The sequence below is a fragment of the Leifsonia sp. 10N434 genome (genome assembly GCF_056394405.1).
In genome coordinates, this window is record NZ_JBFTHV010000003.1 from 151,396 (window position 1) to 171,458 (window position 20,063).

Annotated in this window: 20 protein-coding genes; 6 read left to right on the top strand and 14 right to left on the bottom strand. The window is 68.0% G+C overall.

Annotated features, from left to right (window positions below; all coding sequences use genetic code 11):
• Nucleotides 1–8: 8 nt before the first annotated feature.
• Genes AC1DB1_RS09965 through AC1DB1_RS09975 form a run of 3 tightly spaced genes read left to right on the top strand, consistent with a single transcriptional unit; the run spans nucleotide 9 to nucleotide 2,175 of the window.
• The gene (locus AC1DB1_RS09965) at nucleotides 9–860 is read left to right on the top strand and encodes a fumarylacetoacetate hydrolase family protein (RefSeq protein WP_477200846.1); all 852 of its coding nucleotides are present in this window, start codon (nucleotides 9–11) and stop codon (nucleotides 858–860) included.
• 28 nt (nucleotides 861–888) lie between these two features.
• The gene (locus AC1DB1_RS09970) at nucleotides 889–1,638 is read left to right on the top strand and encodes an SDR family NAD(P)-dependent oxidoreductase (protein WP_477200652.1); all 750 of its coding nucleotides are present in this window, start codon (nucleotides 889–891) and stop codon (nucleotides 1,636–1,638) included.
• A gap of 57 nt (nucleotides 1,639–1,695) precedes the next feature.
• Nucleotides 1,696–2,175 carry a GNAT family N-acetyltransferase gene (locus AC1DB1_RS09975; protein ID WP_477200653.1) on the top strand — a complete coding sequence of 160 codons (480 nt, stop codon included), beginning with the start codon at nucleotides 1,696–1,698 and terminating at the stop codon, nucleotides 2,173–2,175.
• A 12-nt stretch (nucleotides 2,176–2,187) separates the two neighbouring features.
• Here AC1DB1_RS09975 and AC1DB1_RS09980 read toward each other — a convergent pair whose 3' ends face one another.
• The 8 genes from AC1DB1_RS09980 to AC1DB1_RS10015 form a co-directional block, all read right to left on the bottom strand.
• Nucleotides 2,188–3,480: an enolase C-terminal domain-like protein gene (locus tag AC1DB1_RS09980; protein ID WP_477200654.1), complete on the bottom strand. Its 1,293-nt coding sequence runs from the start codon at nucleotides 3,478–3,480 to the stop codon at nucleotides 2,188–2,190.
• A 140-nt stretch (nucleotides 3,481–3,620) separates the two neighbouring features.
• Nucleotides 3,621–4,334 (bottom strand): GntR family transcriptional regulator, encoded by a 714-nt coding sequence (locus AC1DB1_RS09985; RefSeq protein ID WP_477200655.1) that lies wholly within the window; start codon nucleotides 4,332–4,334, stop codon nucleotides 3,621–3,623.
• Between the two features lie 55 nt (nucleotides 4,335–4,389).
• Nucleotides 4,390–5,394, bottom strand: a complete 1,005-nt coding sequence (locus AC1DB1_RS09990; RefSeq protein WP_477200656.1) for an aldo/keto reductase — start codon at nucleotides 5,392–5,394, stop codon at nucleotides 4,390–4,392.
• A gap of 11 nt (nucleotides 5,395–5,405) precedes the next feature.
• The gene (locus AC1DB1_RS09995; RefSeq protein ID WP_477200657.1) at nucleotides 5,406–6,536 is read right to left on the bottom strand and encodes a mandelate racemase/muconate lactonizing enzyme family protein; all 1,131 of its coding nucleotides are present in this window, start codon (nucleotides 6,534–6,536) and stop codon (nucleotides 5,406–5,408) included.
• A 29-nt stretch (nucleotides 6,537–6,565) separates the two neighbouring features.
• Nucleotides 6,566–7,456 carry a carbohydrate ABC transporter permease gene (locus tag AC1DB1_RS10000; RefSeq protein ID WP_271177804.1) on the bottom strand — a complete coding sequence of 297 codons (891 nt, stop codon included), beginning with the start codon at nucleotides 7,454–7,456 and terminating at the stop codon, nucleotides 6,566–6,568.
• On the bottom strand, nucleotides 7,446–8,438 hold the full coding sequence (locus tag AC1DB1_RS10005) for a carbohydrate ABC transporter permease (protein ID WP_477200658.1): 993 nt from the start codon (nucleotides 8,436–8,438) through the stop codon (nucleotides 7,446–7,448). The genes AC1DB1_RS10000 and AC1DB1_RS10005 overlap by 11 nt, the downstream gene beginning before the upstream one ends.
• Before the next feature lie 4 nt (nucleotides 8,439–8,442).
• On the bottom strand, nucleotides 8,443–9,687 hold the full coding sequence (locus tag AC1DB1_RS10010) for an ABC transporter substrate-binding protein (protein ID WP_477200659.1): 1,245 nt from the start codon (nucleotides 9,685–9,687) through the stop codon (nucleotides 8,443–8,445).
• A gap of 198 nt (nucleotides 9,688–9,885) precedes the next feature.
• Nucleotides 9,886–11,250: an alpha-L-fucosidase gene (locus AC1DB1_RS10015; protein ID WP_477200660.1), complete on the bottom strand. Its 1,365-nt coding sequence runs from the start codon at nucleotides 11,248–11,250 to the stop codon at nucleotides 9,886–9,888.
• 55 nt (nucleotides 11,251–11,305) lie between these two features.
• Between AC1DB1_RS10015 and AC1DB1_RS10020 the strand changes: the two genes are divergently transcribed.
• From AC1DB1_RS10020 to AC1DB1_RS10030, 3 genes are read left to right on the top strand one after another with little or no spacing between them, the layout of a single operon-like run.
• Nucleotides 11,306–12,697 (top strand): alpha-L-fucosidase, encoded by a 1,392-nt coding sequence (locus tag AC1DB1_RS10020; RefSeq protein WP_477200661.1) that lies wholly within the window; start codon nucleotides 11,306–11,308, stop codon nucleotides 12,695–12,697.
• A gap of 2 nt (nucleotides 12,698–12,699) precedes the next feature.
• The gene (locus AC1DB1_RS10025) at nucleotides 12,700–13,533 is read left to right on the top strand and encodes an amidohydrolase family protein (protein WP_477200662.1); all 834 of its coding nucleotides are present in this window, start codon (nucleotides 12,700–12,702) and stop codon (nucleotides 13,531–13,533) included.
• 12 nt (nucleotides 13,534–13,545) lie between these two features.
• Nucleotides 13,546–14,268 (top strand): M23 family metallopeptidase, encoded by a 723-nt coding sequence (locus AC1DB1_RS10030; RefSeq protein ID WP_477200663.1) that lies wholly within the window; start codon nucleotides 13,546–13,548, stop codon nucleotides 14,266–14,268.
• Here the strand turns inward: AC1DB1_RS10030 and AC1DB1_RS10035 are convergent.
• From AC1DB1_RS10035 to AC1DB1_RS10060, 6 genes are all read right to left on the bottom strand, one after another.
• Nucleotides 14,261–15,019, bottom strand: coding sequence for a ThuA domain-containing protein (locus AC1DB1_RS10035; RefSeq protein WP_477200664.1), 759 nt, complete (start codon nucleotides 15,017–15,019; stop codon nucleotides 14,261–14,263). The genes AC1DB1_RS10030 and AC1DB1_RS10035 overlap by 8 nt on opposite strands.
• 4 nt (nucleotides 15,020–15,023) lie before the next feature.
• Nucleotides 15,024–15,824, bottom strand: coding sequence for a sugar phosphate isomerase/epimerase family protein (locus AC1DB1_RS10040; protein WP_477200665.1), 801 nt, complete (start codon nucleotides 15,822–15,824; stop codon nucleotides 15,024–15,026).
• Entirely contained in the window at nucleotides 15,824–16,858 is a 1,035-nt protein-coding gene (locus AC1DB1_RS10045; RefSeq protein WP_477200666.1) for a zinc-dependent alcohol dehydrogenase, read from the bottom strand. The genes AC1DB1_RS10040 and AC1DB1_RS10045 overlap by 1 nt, the downstream gene beginning before the upstream one ends.
• Nucleotides 16,859–16,945: 87 nt before the next feature.
• On the bottom strand, nucleotides 16,946–17,863 hold the full coding sequence (locus tag AC1DB1_RS10050; RefSeq protein WP_271177794.1) for a carbohydrate ABC transporter permease: 918 nt from the start codon (nucleotides 17,861–17,863) through the stop codon (nucleotides 16,946–16,948).
• Entirely contained in the window at nucleotides 17,860–18,780 is a 921-nt protein-coding gene (locus AC1DB1_RS10055) for a carbohydrate ABC transporter permease (protein ID WP_271177793.1), read from the bottom strand. The genes AC1DB1_RS10050 and AC1DB1_RS10055 overlap by 4 nt, the downstream gene beginning before the upstream one ends.
• Nucleotides 18,780–20,060 carry an ABC transporter substrate-binding protein gene (locus tag AC1DB1_RS10060; RefSeq protein WP_477200667.1) on the bottom strand — a complete coding sequence of 427 codons (1,281 nt, stop codon included), beginning with the start codon at nucleotides 20,058–20,060 and terminating at the stop codon, nucleotides 18,780–18,782. Before AC1DB1_RS10060 ends, AC1DB1_RS10055 begins: the two co-directional genes overlap by 1 nt.
• Nucleotides 20,061–20,063: the final 3 nt, after the last annotated feature.

Here is a 20,063-nt window from a genome sequence, read left to right on the forward strand (position 1 = left end):
CCCACCCGATGCGATTCCAGCGGCTCGGTGAGCCGGGATTCGAGATCCCCGTCGTCAGTGACGGCGAGACCAGCTGGGATCTGCGCCCGCTGACCGCCGACATCGATGGGGCATTCCTCGCCGCCGACGGGCTGGCGGCGGCCGAGCGCGCGGCGCTGGCGGGCGAACTGCCCGTCATCGACGGCACCGGGATGCGCGTCGGCGCCCCGATCGCCCGGCCATCGGCCGTCATCTGTATCGGCATGAACTACGCGGCGCACGCCCGCGAGTCGGGCTCGGAGCCGCCGACGGACATCGTCGTCTTCTACAAGCACCCGAACACCGTCGTCGGGCCGAACGACACCGTCCTGGTGCCACCCGGATCGACCACGACCGACTGGGAGGTGGAGCTCGCGGCCGTCATCGGCCGTCGCGCCCGCTATCTCGCCTCGCCGGCGGAGGCACTCGCCCACATCGCGGGCTTCACCGTCGCAAACGACGTCTCCGAGCGCGAATACCAGCTGCAGCGATCGCTCGGTCAGTGGAGCAAGGGCAAGAGCTTCGAGACCTTCAACCCCCTCGGCCCCTGGCTGGTGCCGACGGCGCAGGTCGGCGACGGCTCGGGGCTCGGCATCTGGTCGCGCGTGAACGGCGAGCCCCGGCAGTCGTCGACCACCTCCGACCTGATCTTCGGTGTCGCCGAGATCGTCTACCGCCTCAGCCAGTTCACGGTGCTCGAGCCCGGCGATCTCATCAACACCGGAACCCCGGAGGGCGTCGGCCTGTCGGGACGGTTCCCCTACCTCGCTCCCGGCGACGTCGTGGAGCTGGGCATCGACGGACTCGGCGAGCAGCGCACGAACGTGCGCGCGGCCGACTGATCACAACGGAACAGAAGGAGAGACACAGGTGTCCCAGAATTTCGAAGGGCTCGTCGCCGCGGTCACCGGCGGCGCCTCCGGACTCGGCAAGGCCATCGCCGACGAGCTCGCCGCGCGCGGCGCCACGGTCTACTGCCTCGACCTCGACGCGGCGGCGGTCGGGCACCCGCACACGGGCATCCGGTGCGACATCGGCGACGACGACAGCGTGCGTGCCGCGATCGCCGAGGTCGTGGCCGGCGCCGGCCGCCTCGACGTGGTGGTCGCGAACGCGGGCATCGGGGCACAGGGCGACATCTCCGCCAACGACGACGCCGAGTGGATGCGCGTGCTCAACGTGAACGTCATCGGCTCGGCCCGCACCGTGCGTCACGCGCTGCCCCACCTCGAGAAGTCGCCGGCCGCCGCGGTGGTGCTCACCAGCTCGATCGCCGCGTGGGCCGGCCTTCCGCAGCGGGTGCTCTACTCGGCGTCGAAGGGTGCGGTGTCGGCGATGACCCTGGCGATGGCCACCGACTTCCTTTCCCGAGGCATCCGCGTGAACGCCGTGGCTCCCGGCACCGCCGACACCCCGTGGGTGGGGCGACTGCTCGACACCGCCGCCGATCCGGATGCCGAACGCGCCGCCCTCGAATCGCGTCAGCCGAGCGGTCGCCTGGTGCAGCCGCAGGAGGTCGCGGAGGCCGTCGCCTACCTCGCCTCCCCCACCTCGGCGTCGACCAACGGTGTGATCCTCGCGGTCGACGGCGGCATGTACTCCCTGCGCCCACGCCGCTGAAAAGAGACACAGCTGAGGAGAGATACAGCGGAAACGCGACGGCGATAGCCTTCTACGGTGCCCTCCACACTCATCATCGAACGCGCCGACTTCACCGATCCCGCTCTGCACGCCTTCCTCCAGGCGCACCTCGACGATCTCGAGCCGACCGCTCCGGCGGAGAGCAGGCACGCACTCGATCTCACGGGTCTCCAGCAACCGCGCGTGCGGCTGTGGGTCGCCCGTGACGGCTCGGCGATCGTCGGCACGGTGGCGCTCGCGGACCTGGGGATTCCCGATGACCCCGGTCATGAGGAGCTCAAGAGCATGCGAACCGATCCGGAACGGCGCGGGGAGGGGATCGCGGCCGCGATGCTCGAATTCGTGATCGCCGATGCTCGCTCGCGCGGCGTGCGCCGACTGTCGCTGGAGACGGGCTCGATGGAGTTCTTCGAGCCTGCTCGCCGCCTCTACGCGCGCGCAGGGTTCGCGCCGTGCGACCCGTTCGGCTCGTATTCGGCCGACCCGAACAGCTACTTCATGACGCTCGGCCTCTAAGACGCTCAGCCTCTACGCGGTCGCGCGCACCCCGAACTCGTTCTCGGCCAGCGACGACGCGAGCATCTCCATGCCGATTCCCGGCGCGAGCGGGGCACGGTAGCGGCCGCCCACCAGCTCGACCGGCGCGACGAAGTGCTCGTGCAAGTGCTTGGTGTACTCGATCATCCGGCCGTCCTGGCTGCCGGAGACGGCCACGAAGTCGAACATCGAGAAGTGCTGCACGGCCTCGCAGAGTCCGACTCCGCCGGCGTGCGGGCAGACGGGGATCCCGAACTTCGCCGCGAGCAGCAGGATGGCGATGTTCTCGTTGACCCCGGCGACGCGGGTCGAGTCGATCTGCACGATCGATGCGGCCTCGGCCTGGAGCAGCTGCTTGAACAGCACCCGGCTCATCCCGTGCTCGCCCGTCGCGATGCGCACGGGGGCGACGGCACGCGCGATGGCGGCATGGGCGAGGATGTCGTCGGGGCTGGTCGGCTCCTCGACCCAGGCCAGGTCGAACGGTTCCAGAGCGCGGATCCAGTCGATCGCCTGATCGCGGTCCCAGCGCTGGTTGGCGTCGATCGCGATCCGGATGTCGGGACCGACCGTCTCGCGGGCGATGCGGAGCCGGCGCACGTCGTCGTCGAGCCGGTCCCCCACCTTGAGCTTGATCTGCTGGAAGCCCTCGTCGACGGCCTCGCGCGCCAGGCGGCGGAGCTTGTCGTCGGAGTAGCCGAGCCATCCCGGAGTCGTGGTGTACGCCGGATAGCCGAGCGCCAACAGCGCGGCCTCGCGCTCGGCACGCCCCGGCAGGGCGGCACGCAGGATGCCCAGCGCGTCGTCTTCAGTGAGGGCGTCGCTCAGGTAGCGGAAGTCGACGAGGGCGACGATCTCCTCCGGGCTCATGCGGGCGAGCAGCTGCCACAGCGGCAGGCCGGCGCGTTTCGCCTTGAGGTCCCAGAACGCATTGACGACCGCGCCGATCGCCATGTGCATCACGCCCTTCTCGGGGCCGAGCCAGCGCAGCTGCGAGTCGTAGACGAACTCGCGCCAGAAACCGCCGAGGTCGTCGAGGATCGCCTCGACGTCGCGCCCGAGCACGCGGTGGGCGACGGCGTCGATCGCCGCCACCTGCACGTCGTTCCCGCGGCCGATGGTGAAGACGAACGCGTGGCCCTCGTGACCGTCGGCGGCGTCCGTGGTGACCCGCAGGTAGGCGGCCGAGTAGTCGGGGTCGGGGTTCATGGCGTCGGAGCCGTCGAGCATCGCCGACGTCTCGAATCGGACGTCGACTGTATCGAATCCCGTGATGGTGCTCACGCGCTGCCCTCTTTCCCTTCGCCGCCCGCGCGTCGTCGCGTCGAGCAGGTAACCAACATCCTATTGGATATAGGTGCGTTGCGCCACCGATAAAAAGAGGCGCCCGCCGTGGCGGGGCGCCTCACGGTCAGGAAGCGCGTCTAACCGACCTCCTCGGCCGACTCGAGGCTGGCGGAGATGCGCTTGTACGACTTCGTGATGTGGTCGAGCATCGCCTTCTCGGCCTCGGCCGGGCGCCCGGCACGCAGGGCCTCCAGCACCGCCTCGTGCTCGCCGGACGTCTCCTCGACGACGCCGTGCTTGAAGTAGATGCGGTACTGGTGCATGTGCGACCGCAGCCGCGCGATCGCATCCGACAGCAGGGCATTGCCCGAGTGCTCGGCGATGATGCGGTGGAAGGCCGCATCCTGATCGGCGAAGTCCTTGTAGTCCTCGAACCGGTCGTCGCCGCTCTGGGCCGCCTGGCCGCTCGCGTGCATCGCCGCGCAGAGCTCGGCGAGTTCGGAGAGCGTCTCGGGGGTGAGTTCACCGACCGCGTTCCGCGTGGCGTACGGCTCCATCAGCCGGCGCATCTCGAACAGCTGACGCAGCCCCTCGCTGTCGAGCAGCGGCGCCGCCGTGTAGCCCTTGAGCGCCTGCTTGACCACCAGCCCCTCCGACTCGAGTCGGGCGAGCGCCTCGCGCACGGGGGTCGGTGACACATTGAGCTGTCGCGCGATGCCGTCGATGCTGGCCCGGCTGCCCGGCTCGATCACCTGGTCCATGAGCAGGGCGAGAACCGCGTCGTAGACGTCGTCGGCGAGCGCTCTCCTCGCGGGGAGGAAGCGTGCGCCGGGTACGGATTCGATGCTCATGCAGACATCGTAGATCTTGCGTGAATGAAAAGAGAGGATAGAGGATGCAGGATTCTCATGAGATGAGCGCCGCCTCCTCGAGCTCCTGCCACAGCTCAGGGGGCACGACCACGTCTCCCAGTGCGGCGTTCCTGGTGATCTGCGCCGCGGATTCCGCGCCGAGTACGACGGTCGCCACCGCCGGATGGCGCAGCGGGAACTGCACCGCCAGTTGGGGCACTGTGACGTTATACGGGGCGGCGATGTCGGCGATGCGCTCCACCCGGGCGCGCAGACCGTCCGGCGCCGCCGCATAGTCGAAGCGCGCGTCCGCCGGTGGGCGGTCGGTGGCGAGGATCCCCGAGTTGAAGACTGCGGCGACGGCGACCGAGACACCCCGCTCTGCCGCTGCAGGCAGCAGATCGAGGGCCGCGCCCTGATCGAGCAGCGTGTAGCGAGCGGCGCACATCACGATGTCGAGGTCGGTCTCGCGGATGAATCGGGTGAGCATGGCCGACTGATTCATTCCGGCGCCGTACGACCGGATGACGCCCTGCGACCGCAGCTCGTCGAGCGCAGGGAAGGCTCCCTCGAGGGCCTCGCGCTCGTGGTCGTCGGGGTCGTGCACGAAGAGCACGTCGATGCGATCCACTCCGAGCCGGTCCAGCGAGTCCTCGACCGACCGCAGCACGCCGTCGCGCGAATAGTCGAAGCGCCTGCGCCGCGTCGACGGAACGGCGAACAGGTTCTCGATGTCGGTGTCGCCGTCGCGGTAGTCCGGGTTGGGGTCGAGCACGCGCCCGACCTTGGTCGACAGCACGTACTCGTCTCGGGGCAGCTCCCGCAGACCGATGCCGAGACGCTCCTCCGAGAGACCGAGCCCGTAGTGCGGAGCCGTGTCGAAGTACCGGATGCCGGCGTCCCAGGCCGCCGGCACACACTGCGGCCAGACGCTGTCGTCGCGGGCGGCGTAGAGATTGCCGAGGGCGGCGACGCCGTACCCGACGGGTCCGACCGTGAGGCCGCCGCGTCCGTACGGCCTCGCCGCATCGAGCGTGTGCACGGAGTCCATTGTCGCCATTCCGCCCTCCCTCAGGAGACCCGCAGGTCGTCGATGGCGTCGAGATCCCATTCGATGCCCAGGCCTGGCGTCGTCGGAGCCACCCCGGCCCCCTCGCTGATCGTCATCTCGCTGCAGGTGACGGCACGCAGCTGCGGGATGTGCTCGAGGTACAGAGAGTTCGGGATGGCGCAGCACAGCGAGACGTGCAGCTCCATCAAGAAGTGCGGAGCCACCGCGACGTTGAACGCCTCCGCCAGGTGCGCGACCTTGAGCCACGGCGTGATGCCGCCGACCCGGGCGACGTCCACCTGCACGATCGACGCGGCCTTCGCCTGCAGGTACTCGCGGAACTGCCCCACGGAGTAGATGGACTCCCCCACCGCGACAGGAAGACTGGTCGCCTCGGCCAGCCGGCGGTGACCGGCCACGTCCTCCGCCGGCAGCGGCTCCTCGAACCAGAAGATGTCGAGCTTCTCGAACAGCGCCGCCCGCCGGATGGCCTCGGCCGCCGTCATCGACTGATTGGCGTCGACCATGATGTCCATGCCGGGCCCGACCGCGTCGCGCACCGCTGCGAGCCGCTCGTAGTCCTCGTGACCGCGCGGCTTGCCGACCTTGATCTTGACACCGTGCATCCCGCGCGCCTTCGACTCGACGGCCTGCGCCACCAGCTCGTCGGTGCTGAAATGCAGCCAGCCGCCCTCGGTGTCGTACAACGGGATGCTTGGCCGCGCGCCACCCGCCGCGACCCAGAGCGGAAGGCCGGCGGCCTTGCACCGCGCATCCCAGACAGCCGTGTCGATCGCGGCGAGCGCGAGCGAGGTGATCGCGCCCACCGTCGTCGCGCGGGTCGAGGAGAACAGCGCACGCCAGACGGCCTCCGGGCGGTGGGCGTCCATGCCCACGAGCACATCGAGGAGTCCCGTGCGCAACAGGCTGAGCACCGCTCCCCCGCCCGTGCCGATGGTGTAGCTGTAGCCCAGCCCCTCCACGCCGCCCGCGGTGCGGATGCGCACGAAGATGGTCTCCTGCTTGACGAACGACTGCACCGCGTCGGTGCGCACGGTCTCGACTTCGAGGTCGCTCAGCCACGCCTCCGCGCTGACGATCGTGCCGTCGAGGGCGGTGCGGTCGGTGCCGGTGGCCGGTGCGAGGGTCATCTGAACTGCTTTCGTTGTGTCGAGGTCCATCACCGGCCGCCGAAGCCACCGAGCGCGACACCCTTGATGAGCTGACGCTGGAGCACGGCGACGATGATGAGTGACGGGATGATCGCGAGCGTCGACGCCGCCATCATCAGGCTCCATTGGGTCCCGTGCTCGCCGGTGAACATCGACAGGCCGAGCGGCACGGTCGCCAGCTCCTGGCTGTTGATGATGATCAGCGGCCACAGGTACGAGTTGTAGTAGCCGACGAACGAGAAGACGGCCAGCACCGACAACGGCGCGGTCAGCTGCGGCAGCAGCACCGACCAGAGGGTCCGGAACCGCGACGCACCGTCGATCAGCGCCGCCTCCTCGAACTCGATCGGGATCGTGAGGAAGAACTGCCGCAGCAGGAACGTGCCGAACGCGGTGAACGCGAACGGGATGATCAGCGCCACGTAGCTGTCGACGAGGCCGAGCTGATTCATCATGATGAACAGCGGGACGACGAGCACTTCCTGAGGCAGCACGAGCGTGAACACGTAGAGCAGGAAGATCTTGTCGCGGTACTTGAAGCGCAGCCGCGAGAACGCGTACGCCGAGAGCACGGCCACGATGACCGACAGCAGCGCGCCCATGATCGACACGAAGAAGCCGTTGAAGATGAACCGGCCGAAGGGCACCAGCGTCCAAGCATCGACGAAGTTCGACCATTTCACCTCGGAGCCGATGAAGGTGGGCTTCGCGGCGAACACCTCCGACTCGGGCTTGAGAGCCGAGAAGAACATCCAGATGAAGGGGAAGGTGAAGACGAGGGCCACGATCGCCATCACGAGGGTGTTCAGCCAGGTCTTGGTCGCGTTGACCTTCTGAGCGCGACGGAGCCGCGGCTTGCGGTGCGGAGCGGTTTCGCGCACGAGGGTGTCACTTGTCATAGTTGACCCACTTCTTCTGCCCGGCGAACTGCAGGGCGGTGATGAGCATCACGACGATGAACAGGATCCAGGCGAGCGCGGAGGCATAGCCGAGCCGGTCGAACACGAACCCGTTGCGATAGAGGTAGAGCACGAACGTGTTCGTCGACTCACCGGGGCCGCCCTGGGTGAGGATCTGCGGCTGCACGAACACCTGGAACGCGCCGATCATCGTCATGGTCATGGTGAAGAACAGCGACGGCGAGATCATCGGCAGGATGATCGAGCGCAACCGCTGCCAGGCGCTCGTGCCGTCCATCCTGGAGGCCTCGAGGATCTCCTTCGGGATGCCGCCGAGGCCGGCGGAGAGCACGATGACGTTGTAGCCGAACGACTGCCACACCGACATCGCGATCACCGAGAAGAGGGCGAACGACGCATCGGAGAGCCAGCTCGGCCCCTGAATGCCCACCGAGGCGAGCGCCGAGTTCACGAGCCCGTTGTCGCTGAGCAGGAGCCGCCAGACGAGCGCGTTGGCGACCATCGGCGTGATGGCGGGCAGGAAGAAGATGACCCGCCAGAAGCCGGCGAACTTGATGCGCGTGTTCAGCCACAGCGAGACGGCCAGCGCGAGCACCAGGTTGAGGGCGGTGTAGACGAAGGCGAAGATCACCGTGTTGATCAGCACCGTGTAGAAGGTGGGATCGGAGAACAGCTTCTGGTAGTTCGCGAACCCGATGAAGGTCGGGGCGCCGAACAGCGGCCACTCGAAGAGGCTGATCACCAGGGAGCCGATCAGCGGCACCAGGATGAAGAAGGTGAAGCCGGCGAGCCCGGGCGACAGGTAGGCGAGTGCGACGAGTCCGTCGCCCTTGCGCTTCCTCCCCTTGCGGCCGGGCTGCGGCGGAGTGGGGTGCGGCACGCCGAACGGGCGGGTCGGGGGCGCGGCGGGCGCCGCCGTCTCCTTCGAGACGACGGCGCCCGTGATCAGCGGGGAAGCCATCCGGCTACTGCCCCACCGAGTTCTGGATGGTGTTCATCACGTCCTTGGCGCTCTTGTCACCGCGGTACCCTTCGACGCCGTACTGGGTGAAGAGCGTCTCCACCTGGTTCCAGGTCGGCGTGGTCAGCTGCGCGGTGGCGTTGCCCAGGAGCGCCGTCACTGCGGCGGCGGCCTCCGGGGTCTTGCCCTCGGCCCAGGCCGACTGGGCGTCGGCGCGGGACGGGACGATGCCGCGCTTGACGGCCTGTGCCTTGAGCACGCTGGTGTCGGTCATCGCCTGGATGGCCTTGAACGCGCCATCCGGGTCTTTGCAGTTCTTGGCGATGCCGAAGCCCGAGCCCGCCGTCATGCCGTGCGCCTCGCCGGAGGTGCTCGGAACGATGGTCACGCCCATCTGGAACTTGGCGGCACTGGCGAACGTCCCGTACATCCAGGGACCCTCGATCAGCATGTCGGTGTTGCCGCCCGTGAACGCAGCCTGGGCGACATCCGAACCGTCTGCCGCGTTGGGCGCGGCCGCGATGCCCTCCTTGTTGACCAGGTCGAAGTACGACTGCACCTGGTCGACGAGGTCGGAGTTCGTCAGGTCGAGCTTGCCCTTCTTCACGGCCTCGGCGCCGTCGGCGATCGCCCACGCGTTCGGGATGAAGAAGCCGGGCTCGATCGCCAGCGCCTTGTGGCTTCCCGTGGTCAGCTTCTTGGCGTCGGCGAGGAACTGGTCACGCGTGTACGTGGTGCTCGGCAGGGCCAGTCCCGCCTTCTTGAAGTTGTCGGCGTTGTAGTAGAGCACGATCGGCTCGGCGTCGTACGGGATGGCCCGGATGGTGCCGTCGACGGTCATGCCCTTGAGCATCGATGCGTCGAACGCCGAGGTGTCGAGCTTGTACTTCTTGATCAGATCGTCGAGCGGCATGAGCAGTCCGCCGAGCTCCTGGGCGCGCGCCGCCTGCGTGGTGAGCAGGCAGGGCGGGTTCGAGCCGCTGAGACGCGTCTTGACCTTCGTCCAGTAGTCGTTGAAGCTCGGACCGTCGATGGTCACGTCGAGCTTCGGGTCCACTCTCTTGCCCAGGTCGATGAAGCCCTGCCACTGGTCGCGGTCGCTCTGACTGCTGACCCAGGTGTACATCGAGATGGGGCCGCCGGCCGCGCTGCCGCCGCCACCCGCGCATCCTGCGAGCGCCGTGAGCGCTCCGGCGAGTACGATGGCAGTTCCGATCCGGCCTGCCGCACGCTTGCTTCGTGGTGTCACTTGCTGTGCCTCCTCCATTGGATTCATCAAATGTGATCGCCTACTGAGCCTGCTGTTTCGTAGATCCCGCCTCGGTGTCGCACCGGCTGGTGGGGAATCACGATCCTATAGGGTCTTTGATATAGGTTATTGGGGAGCATAAGCGGATGCGCCCGACGGGTCAAGTAGGAGATCCGGTCTGCCGTCCGGGGCGGCGGATCAGGCGAAGTCGATCGCGATGACGTCGATCACAGCCCCCGACGGGGTCGGAGCAGCGATCAGCAGCTCCCCCAGCGGGTCCTGGCCGGGCGCCGGCTGCTCGTGCACCTCGTAGTTGACCTCGTAGTCGAGTGCCTCCCCGGTCGCGAGCAGGCGAACGCCGCTCACTCGGCCGACCGGGATGCCGCGCACGATGACCTGCTCGATCGGGCGCATCACCAGATGCAGGTAGACCGTGCCCGGGCGCGCGGTGGAGGGACCGTAGTAATCGACGCCCACCGTCGGTGACACGCCGACCACGCTCTCGCCGTGCGCATCCATCCAGCCGCCGATCTCCTCCAGGGTGCGCACCTGCGACTCGTTCAGACTGCCGTCGCCCTTCGGCCCGATGTTGAGCAGGAGGTTGCCGCCGCGCGAGGCGACCTCGATCAGGGTGGTCACGAGAGAGGTCGTGCTCTTGCTCTTGGTGTCGCCCGGTCGCCACGCCCACATCTGGCCGATGGTGAGACACAGCTCCCACGGGCCGTGCGGAGCGGTGACGGGGAAGCCCTGCTCCGGCGTCTTGTAGTCGCCCTGGCCGAGCAAGCGGTCGTTGATGACGACGTCCGGCTGCAGCGATTTGATGTGCGCTCGCAGGCCGGCGCTGTCCCACTCCGCCTCCGATCGCTCCCACTCCCCGTCGAACCACAGCAGGTCGATGGTGCCGTAGTTCGTGAGGATCTCGGTCAGCTGACCGCGCAGGTACTCCTGGTAGCGCGCCCATGCCTCGGGCGACGACCGGCGGTGCTTGTCGTCGGCGACCGGCGTCCCGGCGTTCTGCGGGTCGCCGGCGGCCGGCCAGTGCTCCAGCGCATACGGGCGGTCGCTCATCTCGAAGGCCGGATAATCGGGGTGGTTCCAGTCCGGGAGGCTGTAGTAGATGCCGACCCGGATGCCCTCGGCGCGGATCGCCTCGACGAACTCGCGGGTGATGTCGCGGCCGAAGGGGGACTGCTCGATGCCGAACCCGGAGTGGGCGGTGTGGAACATCGAGTATCCGGCGTGGTGGCGGGCCGTGAACACGACGTACCGCGCGCCGGCCTTCTTCGCGAGCCGCGCGAGGGCGACCGCGTCCCACTCGACCGGGTCGAAGGTGGGCGCTGTCGATTGGTACTGCTCCACCGACACCGTGTCCTCGACGGCGTCGGAGCCCGGGATGATCGATCGGCCGACCAGCGGCCACGAGATCTCGATCCCCTGCTGACTGGCGTGATCCCAGTGCACGAAGAGGCCGAAGCCGGCGCCGACGAACCACTCGCCGCCGGGCAGTTGGAAGTCGGTCGGGCGCACGAACGCGTCGGGAAGGGCGGTGATGGTCGAATCCACGGTCAGAACTCTCCTTTGAGGTGGGATGCTATTGCCTATAGGATATGGACTCGGGATGCGTCCCACAATCCGTTCGACGAAGAAGGAGAATCTCAGCGTGGCCATGTTCAAAGACGACCCCGTCCGCCCCGAGAACTACCAGCGGTTCGAGCGCGAGCTCCCCCGCTGGTTCAGCGATGCGAAGCTCGGCATCTTCGTCCATTGGGGTCCGTACTCCGTCCCTGCCTGGGCCGAACCGATCGGCGAGCTCGGCACCATCGAGAAGGAGTACTGGTTCGCGCACAACCCCTACGCCGAGTGGTATTACAACACGATCCGCATCGAGGACAGCCCGGCGGCCCAGCACCAGCGCGACGCGTTCGGCGGCGCGCCGTACGACGACTTCATCGACCAGTGGAACCCGGAGGACTTCGACCCCGATGACTTCCTGGCCCTGGTGAAGAGCACGGGCGCCGGGTACTTCGTGCCCACCACCAAGCACCACGACGGGGTGACCCTGTGGGATGCGCCCGGCACGGATGGGCGCAACACCGTCGCCCGCGGCCCCCGCCGCGACCTGGTGGGCGAGTTCGAGAAAGCGACACGGGATGCCGGGCTGAGGTTCGGCGTCTACTACTCCGGCGGCCTCGACTGGCACTTCTCCGACCTCCCGCCGATCACCGGTGACGACCAGCAGTTCGGCCGTCCGGTCGACGCGGCCTACGCCGAGTACGCGTACACGCACGTGGACGACCTCATCGAGCGCTACTCCCCCGACGTCCTGTGGGGCGACATCGAGTGGCCGGATGCCGGCAAGCCGTCGGGCCCGTTCTCGATGGAGCGGCTGTTCGACAAGTTCTACGCCGCGCGGCCCGACGGCGTCGCCAACGACCGCTGGGGCGAGACGCACTGGGACTTCCGCACCAGCGAATACCAGAACGGTCTCAGCGTCGAAGGCGACGGCGGCTGGGAGAACTGCCGCGGCATCGGCTACTCGTTCGGGCACAACACGCTCGAAGACGAGACCCACCTGCTGAGCGGCCCGGATGCGGTGAAGACCTTCGTCGACATCGTCTCGCGCGGCGGCAACCTGCTCCTGAACGTCGGCCTCACGGCCCGCGGCACCGTTCCGGATCTGCAGCGACGCACCCTCGAGCACCTCGCCGCCTGGAACGCAGTCAACGGGGAGGCGGTGTTCGGCTCCGCGACGCTCGACCACGAGATCACCGCGCCGTCCGACGAACCCTGGCTGCGCTGGACGCGCACCGGTGACACCGCGAACGCCTTCGTCGACGCGACCGACGTCGTCACCCTGACCGGCGTCTCCGACTCGGTCGATGCCGGCTCGGCGCGCCTCGCCGACGGCACGCCGATCGAGGTCGCCCGCGACGGCGGTGCGCTCACGCTGACGCTCCCTCAGCCGGAGGTCGCCGGGCCCACGCTCATCCGCTTCGACCTCACCGCCTGATCATGACGGTCGACGCCCACCTGCACCTCTGGGATCTCGAGCGGGTCGAGTATCCCTGGCTCACGGAGGCCGCCGGACCGATCTTCCGGACGTTCGCGTTCACCGAGATCGAACCGCAGCTGCACGCGGAGGGCGTCGACCGGGTCGTGCTCGTGCAGGCCGCGAACTCGCTCGCGGATTCAGCGTCGATGTTCGACGTCGCCGCTGCATCCCCGCTTGTGGCGGGTGTGGTGGCCTGGGTCGACCTGCTCGACCCGGCGGCGGCCGACGCGCAGCTCGACGGCTGGGCCGCGCATCCGGAGTTCGTGGGGGTTCGGCACCTCATCCACGACGAGCCGGATGCCGACTGGCTGGCACGGGCGTCGGTGCAGGAGTCGCTCGGCCTGGTCGCGGCGCGTGGCGTGACCTTCGATGTGATCGGGGTCCTACCCCGGCACCTGGAGCATGCGCTCGCGCTGGCGGAGGCCCAGCCCGCCCTGCGCCTGGTGATCGACCACCTGGGCACACCGCCCGTCGGCGCGGACGATCACGGACGGTGGGCGTCTCTTCTGTCGCGACTGGCCGGGCATCCGCAGGTCTTCGCGAAGCTCTCGGGCTTCACGACCCTCGGGCCCGCCGGTCACGCAACGGCGTCGGAGCTGCGCCCCTTCGCCGAGCACGTGCTCGACGCCTTCAGCCCGGACCGGGTGCTGTTCGGCGGCGACTGGCCGGTCTCCACCCTCGCGGGCGACTACGCGCAGACGACGGCCGTCGCGCGCGAGCTGGCGTCGGGGCTGAGCGATGCCGAGCAGAGCGCCGTGTTCGGCGGAACGGCTGCGCGGGTCTACCGCCTCTGACAGGCTGGTGAAATGGTCACCAGCACCATTCCACCTCGCCGGGCCGTCGAGCTCGCCCTGCCGTTCACCGGCCGGTGGCTGACGCAGAACAGTCCCGCCCGGCGGGTGCCCAGCCACGGGGTCGATCTGTGGGGCGAGACCTATGCGATCGACTTCGTCGGCGTGGACGATCGTGGCCGTACGGCCGTCGGCAGCGACTGGCGCACGGCGCTCGCGACCGAGCCGCCGGAGCGTTTCGTGTCGTTCGGGCGCGCCATCCTGGCTCCGGCGGACGGTGTGGTCGTGGATGCGCACGACGGCGAGCCGGATCACCGCGCGCGCCGATCGCAGGCCGCGCTGCTCCCCTACGCGCTCGGTCAGGCGAAGCGCGTGCGCCGGGGCGTCGCCGCGGTGGCCGGCAACCGCCTCACCATCGCGCTCGCCGGCGACACGGGATTCGTCGCGCTCGCCCATCTTCGTGAAGGGTCGCTCCGCGTGAGGGTGGGAGCCACCGTCACGACGGGTCAATGGCTCGCCGACTGTGGCAACTCGGGCAACTCCACCCAGCCGCACCTGCATCTGCAGGTGACGGACGACCCCGACTGGACGGTGGCGCGAGGCATCCCGGTGCTGTTCCGGCGATACCGGGAGTGGGCCGGGCGGTCCGCGGCACCGGCGATGCGCGCATCCGGTGTGCCCGGCGAGGGGGCGGTCGTCGAACCGCTCCCCTCGCCGGGTGCGCCGTTGTTCAGCTGACGGTCTCGAACCAGCCGCGGGCGGGATTGGTCACGTCGGGCAGCCGCGGGGACCCGAGCGCCGGACGCGCCCAGCGCACGGCGTTCGCCAGCACGAGCCGCACCTGGTCGTGGAAGTACACCGGGTAGTCCTGGTCGCCGGGGCTGAAATAGAAGACCTTGCCGTTTCCGCGCCGGAAGGTGACACCCGACCGGAACACCTCGCCGCCCTCGAACGAACTGACGAACACGAGCTCGTCCGGGGTGGGGATGTCGAAGAACTCCCCGTACATCTCCTGGTGGTCGATGACGATCGGCATCTGCACGCCCTCGGCGATCGGATGCGTCGGCGCCACCGTCCACACCAGCTCGCGCTCGGCCTCGTTGCGCCAGGCCAGCGAGCAGGTCGTCCCCATCAGCGAACGGAAGATCTTCGAGAAGTGCCCGGAATGCAGCACGAGCAGCCCCATGCCTTCGAGCACCCGGCGATGCACGCGGGCCACTACGGCGTCGTCGACGTCGTCATGGGCCACGTGCCCCCACCAGAGCAGCACGTCGGTCTCCGCGAGCACCGCCTCGGAGAGGCCGTGCTCGTCATCGGCGAGGATCGCCGTGCGGATCACGGAGTCCGCCGGCAACCGCTCCCGCAGCCCCTCGGCGATCGCACCGTGGATGCCCGCCGGATAGAGCTCGGCGACGTGCGCATCGACGACCTCGTGCACGCCTTCGTTCCAGACGGTGACCCGAAGCGGGGCCGCGTCACGCGATCCCATCCGGTCAGCCCTGCCGCTTGAGCAGGCGCGCCACACCGGGCAGCACGTCGGCAGAGGGGCCGCTCAGGCCGCACTCCATCGCGAGCCAGCCGTCGTAGCCGATCTCCTCGAGGGTGTCGAGGGTCTCATCCCAGTCGTAGTGGCCGGCGCCCGGCTCGAGGCGGTTGCTGTCGCCGAGCTGCACATGCTTGATGAGGTCGCCGTGCTCACGCAGCGACGCTGCGATATCGGCCTCCTCGATCGACATGTGGAACGTGTCCGCGATGACCGCGAGCCCGGGAGAGTCGATCTGCTTCACGTACCAGGCGGAGTCGGCCAGGGTGTTCACCACGAAGTCCTCGAAGCGGTTGAGCGGCTCCAGGTAGGCGACAGCGCCGACGGATGCGGCATGGTCGGCGACCTCGCTGAGCGCGGCGAGGAAGTCGTCGCGCGTCTTCTCGTCCGACTGCGGTGGCGTGAACGGCGGCAGCGCGCGGGAGAACAGCCCGAACGCGTGCGGCGTCACGATGCCGTTGCCCCCGGCCTCCACGATCGTCGAGAGCAGCACCTTGAGCTGACCGACGGCGTCGTTGCGGCGCTCGTCGTCGAAGTCGCCGATGAAGTGGTCCATGTGCACCACCGCGCTCGGCATCACGACGCCCGCCGCGCGTGCGCGGCGCAGTTCGTCGACCCGCGCCCCGAACACGCCGTCGCCCTGGCCGGAGAGCTCGATACCGTCGAAGCCGACCGACTGCGCGAACGCGAACTTCTCCTCCAGAGTGTCGCCGACGAGGGTCGACTCCTGGGCCGCGATCGTGAAGGTCATCAGTTCTCCTCGAAGGTCAGCACGACCTGAAGCGCCTCCTGGGGCTTCGTGTCGAGCATGGTGAAGGCGAATCCGGCCTCGGCGACCGGCAGTTCGTGCGAGATGAGGTCGGCGAGCTTCAGCTTGCCCTCCTCGGCGAGCCGCATGGCGGTCGATGCCAGCCGGTACTCGTTCCAGCGGTGCTGCAGCGCGGGCGCGACACCGGAGATCTGCGACGCGATCACGGCGACGCGGTTGTGGTGGAACTCCTCGCCCAGACGCAGACCGGTGCCCTCGCCCTGCATGAAACCTGCGACGCAGACCCGCGAGCTGTACGCGACGGTGCGGATCGCCTCGTGCATGGCGTGGTAATTGCCGGTGACCTCGAGGCAGACGTCCGCGCCTCGTCCGCCGGTCTTGGCGCGCACGCGCTCGGCGACCTCGCCATCGGACGGGTCGAGGACCTCATGGATGCCGAGCTCGAGCGCCAGCTCGCGACGCGCGGCGATGCCGTCGACGCCGATGACGTGCGCACCGTTGAGGCGAGCCAGCTGCGCGACGATCTGCCCGGGTACGCCCAGTCCGAACACGACGACCGTCTCGCCGACGTGGATGTCGGCGTCGAGGATCACGTTCAGCGCGATGGCGCCGATCTGGGAGAAGATGCCGATGCGCGGGTCGACCGTGGGCGACAGGATGCGGTCGGCAGCGCGCGCCTCGGTTTGGATCGTCTCCGACCGGTGGCCCCAGGTGCCCCAGATGCGGTCGCCGACCTTCACGCGCGAGACGTCGGAGCCGATCTCCACCACTTCGCCGACCTCCTCGTAACCCCAGCCGTTCACGGGGTACTCGAAGCTCGTCGAACCGTCGACGAACAGGCGGCGGTCCTCGTCCCACCGCTTGTTGAGGTACGGGTTGCTGCCGCGATAGGCGGTCAGCTCCGTGCCGGCCGAGATGCCGGAGAAGAGGGTGTGGATGCGTACCTGGTCCGCGCCGAGCGGCTGGCGGTCCTCCTGCACGACTTCGGCGACGCGGGAGGAGGTGAAACTCACCATGGAGCCCATAGTTCTACTTTCCTTTTGTTGGGTGGGTGTTGTGGTCGGTGGAAGTGGATCGGTCACGAGCGGTCGTCGGTCGACGGGTCAGCCCTTCACGGCTCCGGAGATGAAGCCCTGCGCCACCTGCTTCTGCATCACGACGAAGAGCACGAGCACCGGAAGGATCGTGATCAGCGTCGCTGCGGCGAGCGGGCCGATGTCGAGCTCACGGCCGCTGGTGAACTGGTACAGGCCGGTGGTGAGCGGCCGGAAGTCCCCGCCCGGCAGGTAGAGCAGGGGCACCAGGAAGTTGTTCCAGGTCTGCAGGAAGGTGAACACGGCGAGTGCCGAGATGCCCGACCCCACCAACGGGAGCATCACCCGGTAGAAGATCTGCCACTCGGATGCCCCGTCGATGCGCGCGGCCTGCTCCAGCTCATTGGGCAGATCGGTGAAGAACGCCCGCATGAAGAAGGTGCCGAACGAGACGCCGGTCGAGGTCAGCACGAGGATGACGCCCGCGAGCGTGTCGAGCAGCCCGATCGATCGCAGCTGGAAGAACAGCGGGATCATGTAGGTGAAGAACGGCACGAGCAGGCCGAGCACGACCGTGTAGAACGCGAGGGTCCGTCCACGGAAGGGCAGCCGAGCGAACGCGTAGCCCGCCATCGTCGACAGCACGATCACGAGGAGCGTGCTCGGCACCGACAGCAGCACGCTGTTCAGCACATAGTCGCTGAAGTGCCCGTCGGTCCACGCCTTGGCGATGTTCTCGAACGAGAAGGACGTGAACAGCCCGAACGGGTTGACCTTGACGTCGGTCCCGGTTTTGAACGTGGTCGACAGCAGCAGCACGATCGGTGCGAGCGTGAGCAACGACAGCACGATGAGCAGCGTGTGCTTTCCGGTGAGCCCGAGGCGTTTGCGCGGCGACATCTTGTTGAGTTCGCGCGGTGCAGGCACGACGTCGAGGCTCCTCGCCAGTCCGAGGCGGTCCTCTTCCGAGGCGGTGATGTCGCTCATGCGGTTGTCCCTTGGATCGAGAGCCGGCGCTGCAGCCGGTTGAGGAACACAGCGCACGGAATGGAGAGAACGGTGATCAGCATGGCGAGCGTCGTGCCGTAACTGATCGCGTTGAGCTGGAATGCGTTCGTGTAGGCGTACGTGCCGAGCACGTTGGTGGCATTCGCCGGCCCGCCGCCGGTCATGATGAAGATGATGTCGAACACGCTGAACCCGCCGACCAGCGTGATCGTGGTCACCATGATGAACACCGGCATGATCTGCGGCAGGATGATGTGCCACAGCCGCTGCGCCGCGTTCGCCCGGTCGAGGCGCGCAGCCTCGACCAGTTCGGTGTCGACGTTGCGCAGAGCCGACAGGAAGATGATCATCACGAACCCGGTGCTCGCCCAGATCGCCGTCGCCAGCACCGCGTAGAGCGCGGTGTCCGGGTTGCCGAGCCATCCGGTCGTCAGGCTCTCGAGGCCGATCGCCCGCAGCGCGACATTCAGCCAGCCGTTCAACGGGTCGTAGATCCAGCTCCACACGATGCCGATCGCGATGCCCGGCAGCACATACGGAAAGAAGAATGCGAGCCGGTAGAACGCGCTCCCCCTCCGCACGTTCCAGAGCAGCAGTGCGTAGAGGAGTCCGATGACGAGCGGCGAGATGGTGCCGATCACGATCCAGATGAGGTTGTTCGACAGCGCGTGCCACATCTCCGGATCGGTGAACATCCGCACGTAGTTGTCGATGCCCACGAACGGCGGCGACGGGTTGATGCCGTCGAAGTCGACGAACGAGTAGTAGATCGCCGAGCCGAGCGGGAAGAGGAAGAAGACGATGACGAGCACCATGAGGGGTGCGACCATCAGGATGCCCAGGCGGGACTGCGCCCGCCTGGTCACCCGCGGTACTGCTGAGGATCGTGTCGTCATCACTTGGTCTTCGCGGTGGCTGCCGTCTGGAGGTTCTTCGCGACCTGCTCCGGGGTGAGCTTGCCGGCGAGCACGCCCTGCATGCCGTCCCACATGGCCTTGTTGAACACGTCGGTGGAGCTGACGTCGATGTTCTGCCCGACGCCGCCGGTTCCCTTGGCGTAATCAGCCGTGTCCTTGATCACCTGCTGGAACAGCGGCGACGTCTTCACGTTCGTCGTGTCCACCGGGTAGGCCGGGATGAGGTACTGGTTGACCTCCCACTGGCCGTGCTCGGGGCTCACCAGGTAGTCCATGAACTTGAGGGCAGCGGACTTGTCCTTCGCCTTGGCCGACATGAAGATGCCGTTGCCGAGTCCGCCGATCGCGACGCCCTTGTCATCCGGGCCGGGGAACGGGATGAAGCCGATGTCCGACTTGGTGCTCGAACCGAGATCCTGCACCAGCCACGTGCCCGTGGGGTTCATGGCCGCCTTGCCCGAGTAGAAGAGGGCGTTCGCGTTGTTGTACGTGATCGCGCCGGCCGACGGCGGGATCCAGCCCTTGTCCTTGAATTCCTTCCACGTGTTGACCGCCGAGACGACCCCGTCGCTGTTCCAGTTGCTGTCACCGGCGATGAGCTTCTTCTCCTCGTCGGCGCCCACCCGGCTCGCGAGCGACATGCTCAGCATGTGTCCGCCCTCCCAGCCCTCTTTGTCGCCGAGGGTGAACGGGATGATCCCCTTCGACTTCAGCGTGGCCGCCGTCGCCTCGAGGTCCGAGAGGTTGGTCGGCACGTCGAGGCCGTATTTGGCGAAGATGTCTTTGTTGTAGAAGAGTCCGACCTCTTCGATCTGGTCGGGGATGCCCGACACCTTGCCGTCGAAGGTCACGGTGTCCTTCGCCCAGGTGTAGACGGGGTAGTTCTGCTTGGCGTACTGATCGGTCATGTCGTACAGCAGGCCCGCCTTCGCCAGAACGCCCGCGAAGCCGGGGCCGGTGTCGTAGCTGAAGACGTCGGGGCCGTTGCCGGAGCGCAGCTGGGTCTGCAGCAGCGTGCGGATGCTGTCGCCCGGGGACACGTTGAGCTTCACCGTGACGCCCGACTTCTTCTCGAAGTCGGCGATGTCCTTCTTGATCGCGGTCAGGGTCTCGGGGGTGTCGGGCTGGCCGATCAGGTAGGTGATGTGGTTCTTCTCGCCGGTGCCACCCGAGCCCGGCGCGCCGCCCGTGCATCCGGTCATGGCCAGTGCGGCGGCCGCGAACGCGGCCACGGCCCCGAACAGGGAAACCTTCTTCATGTC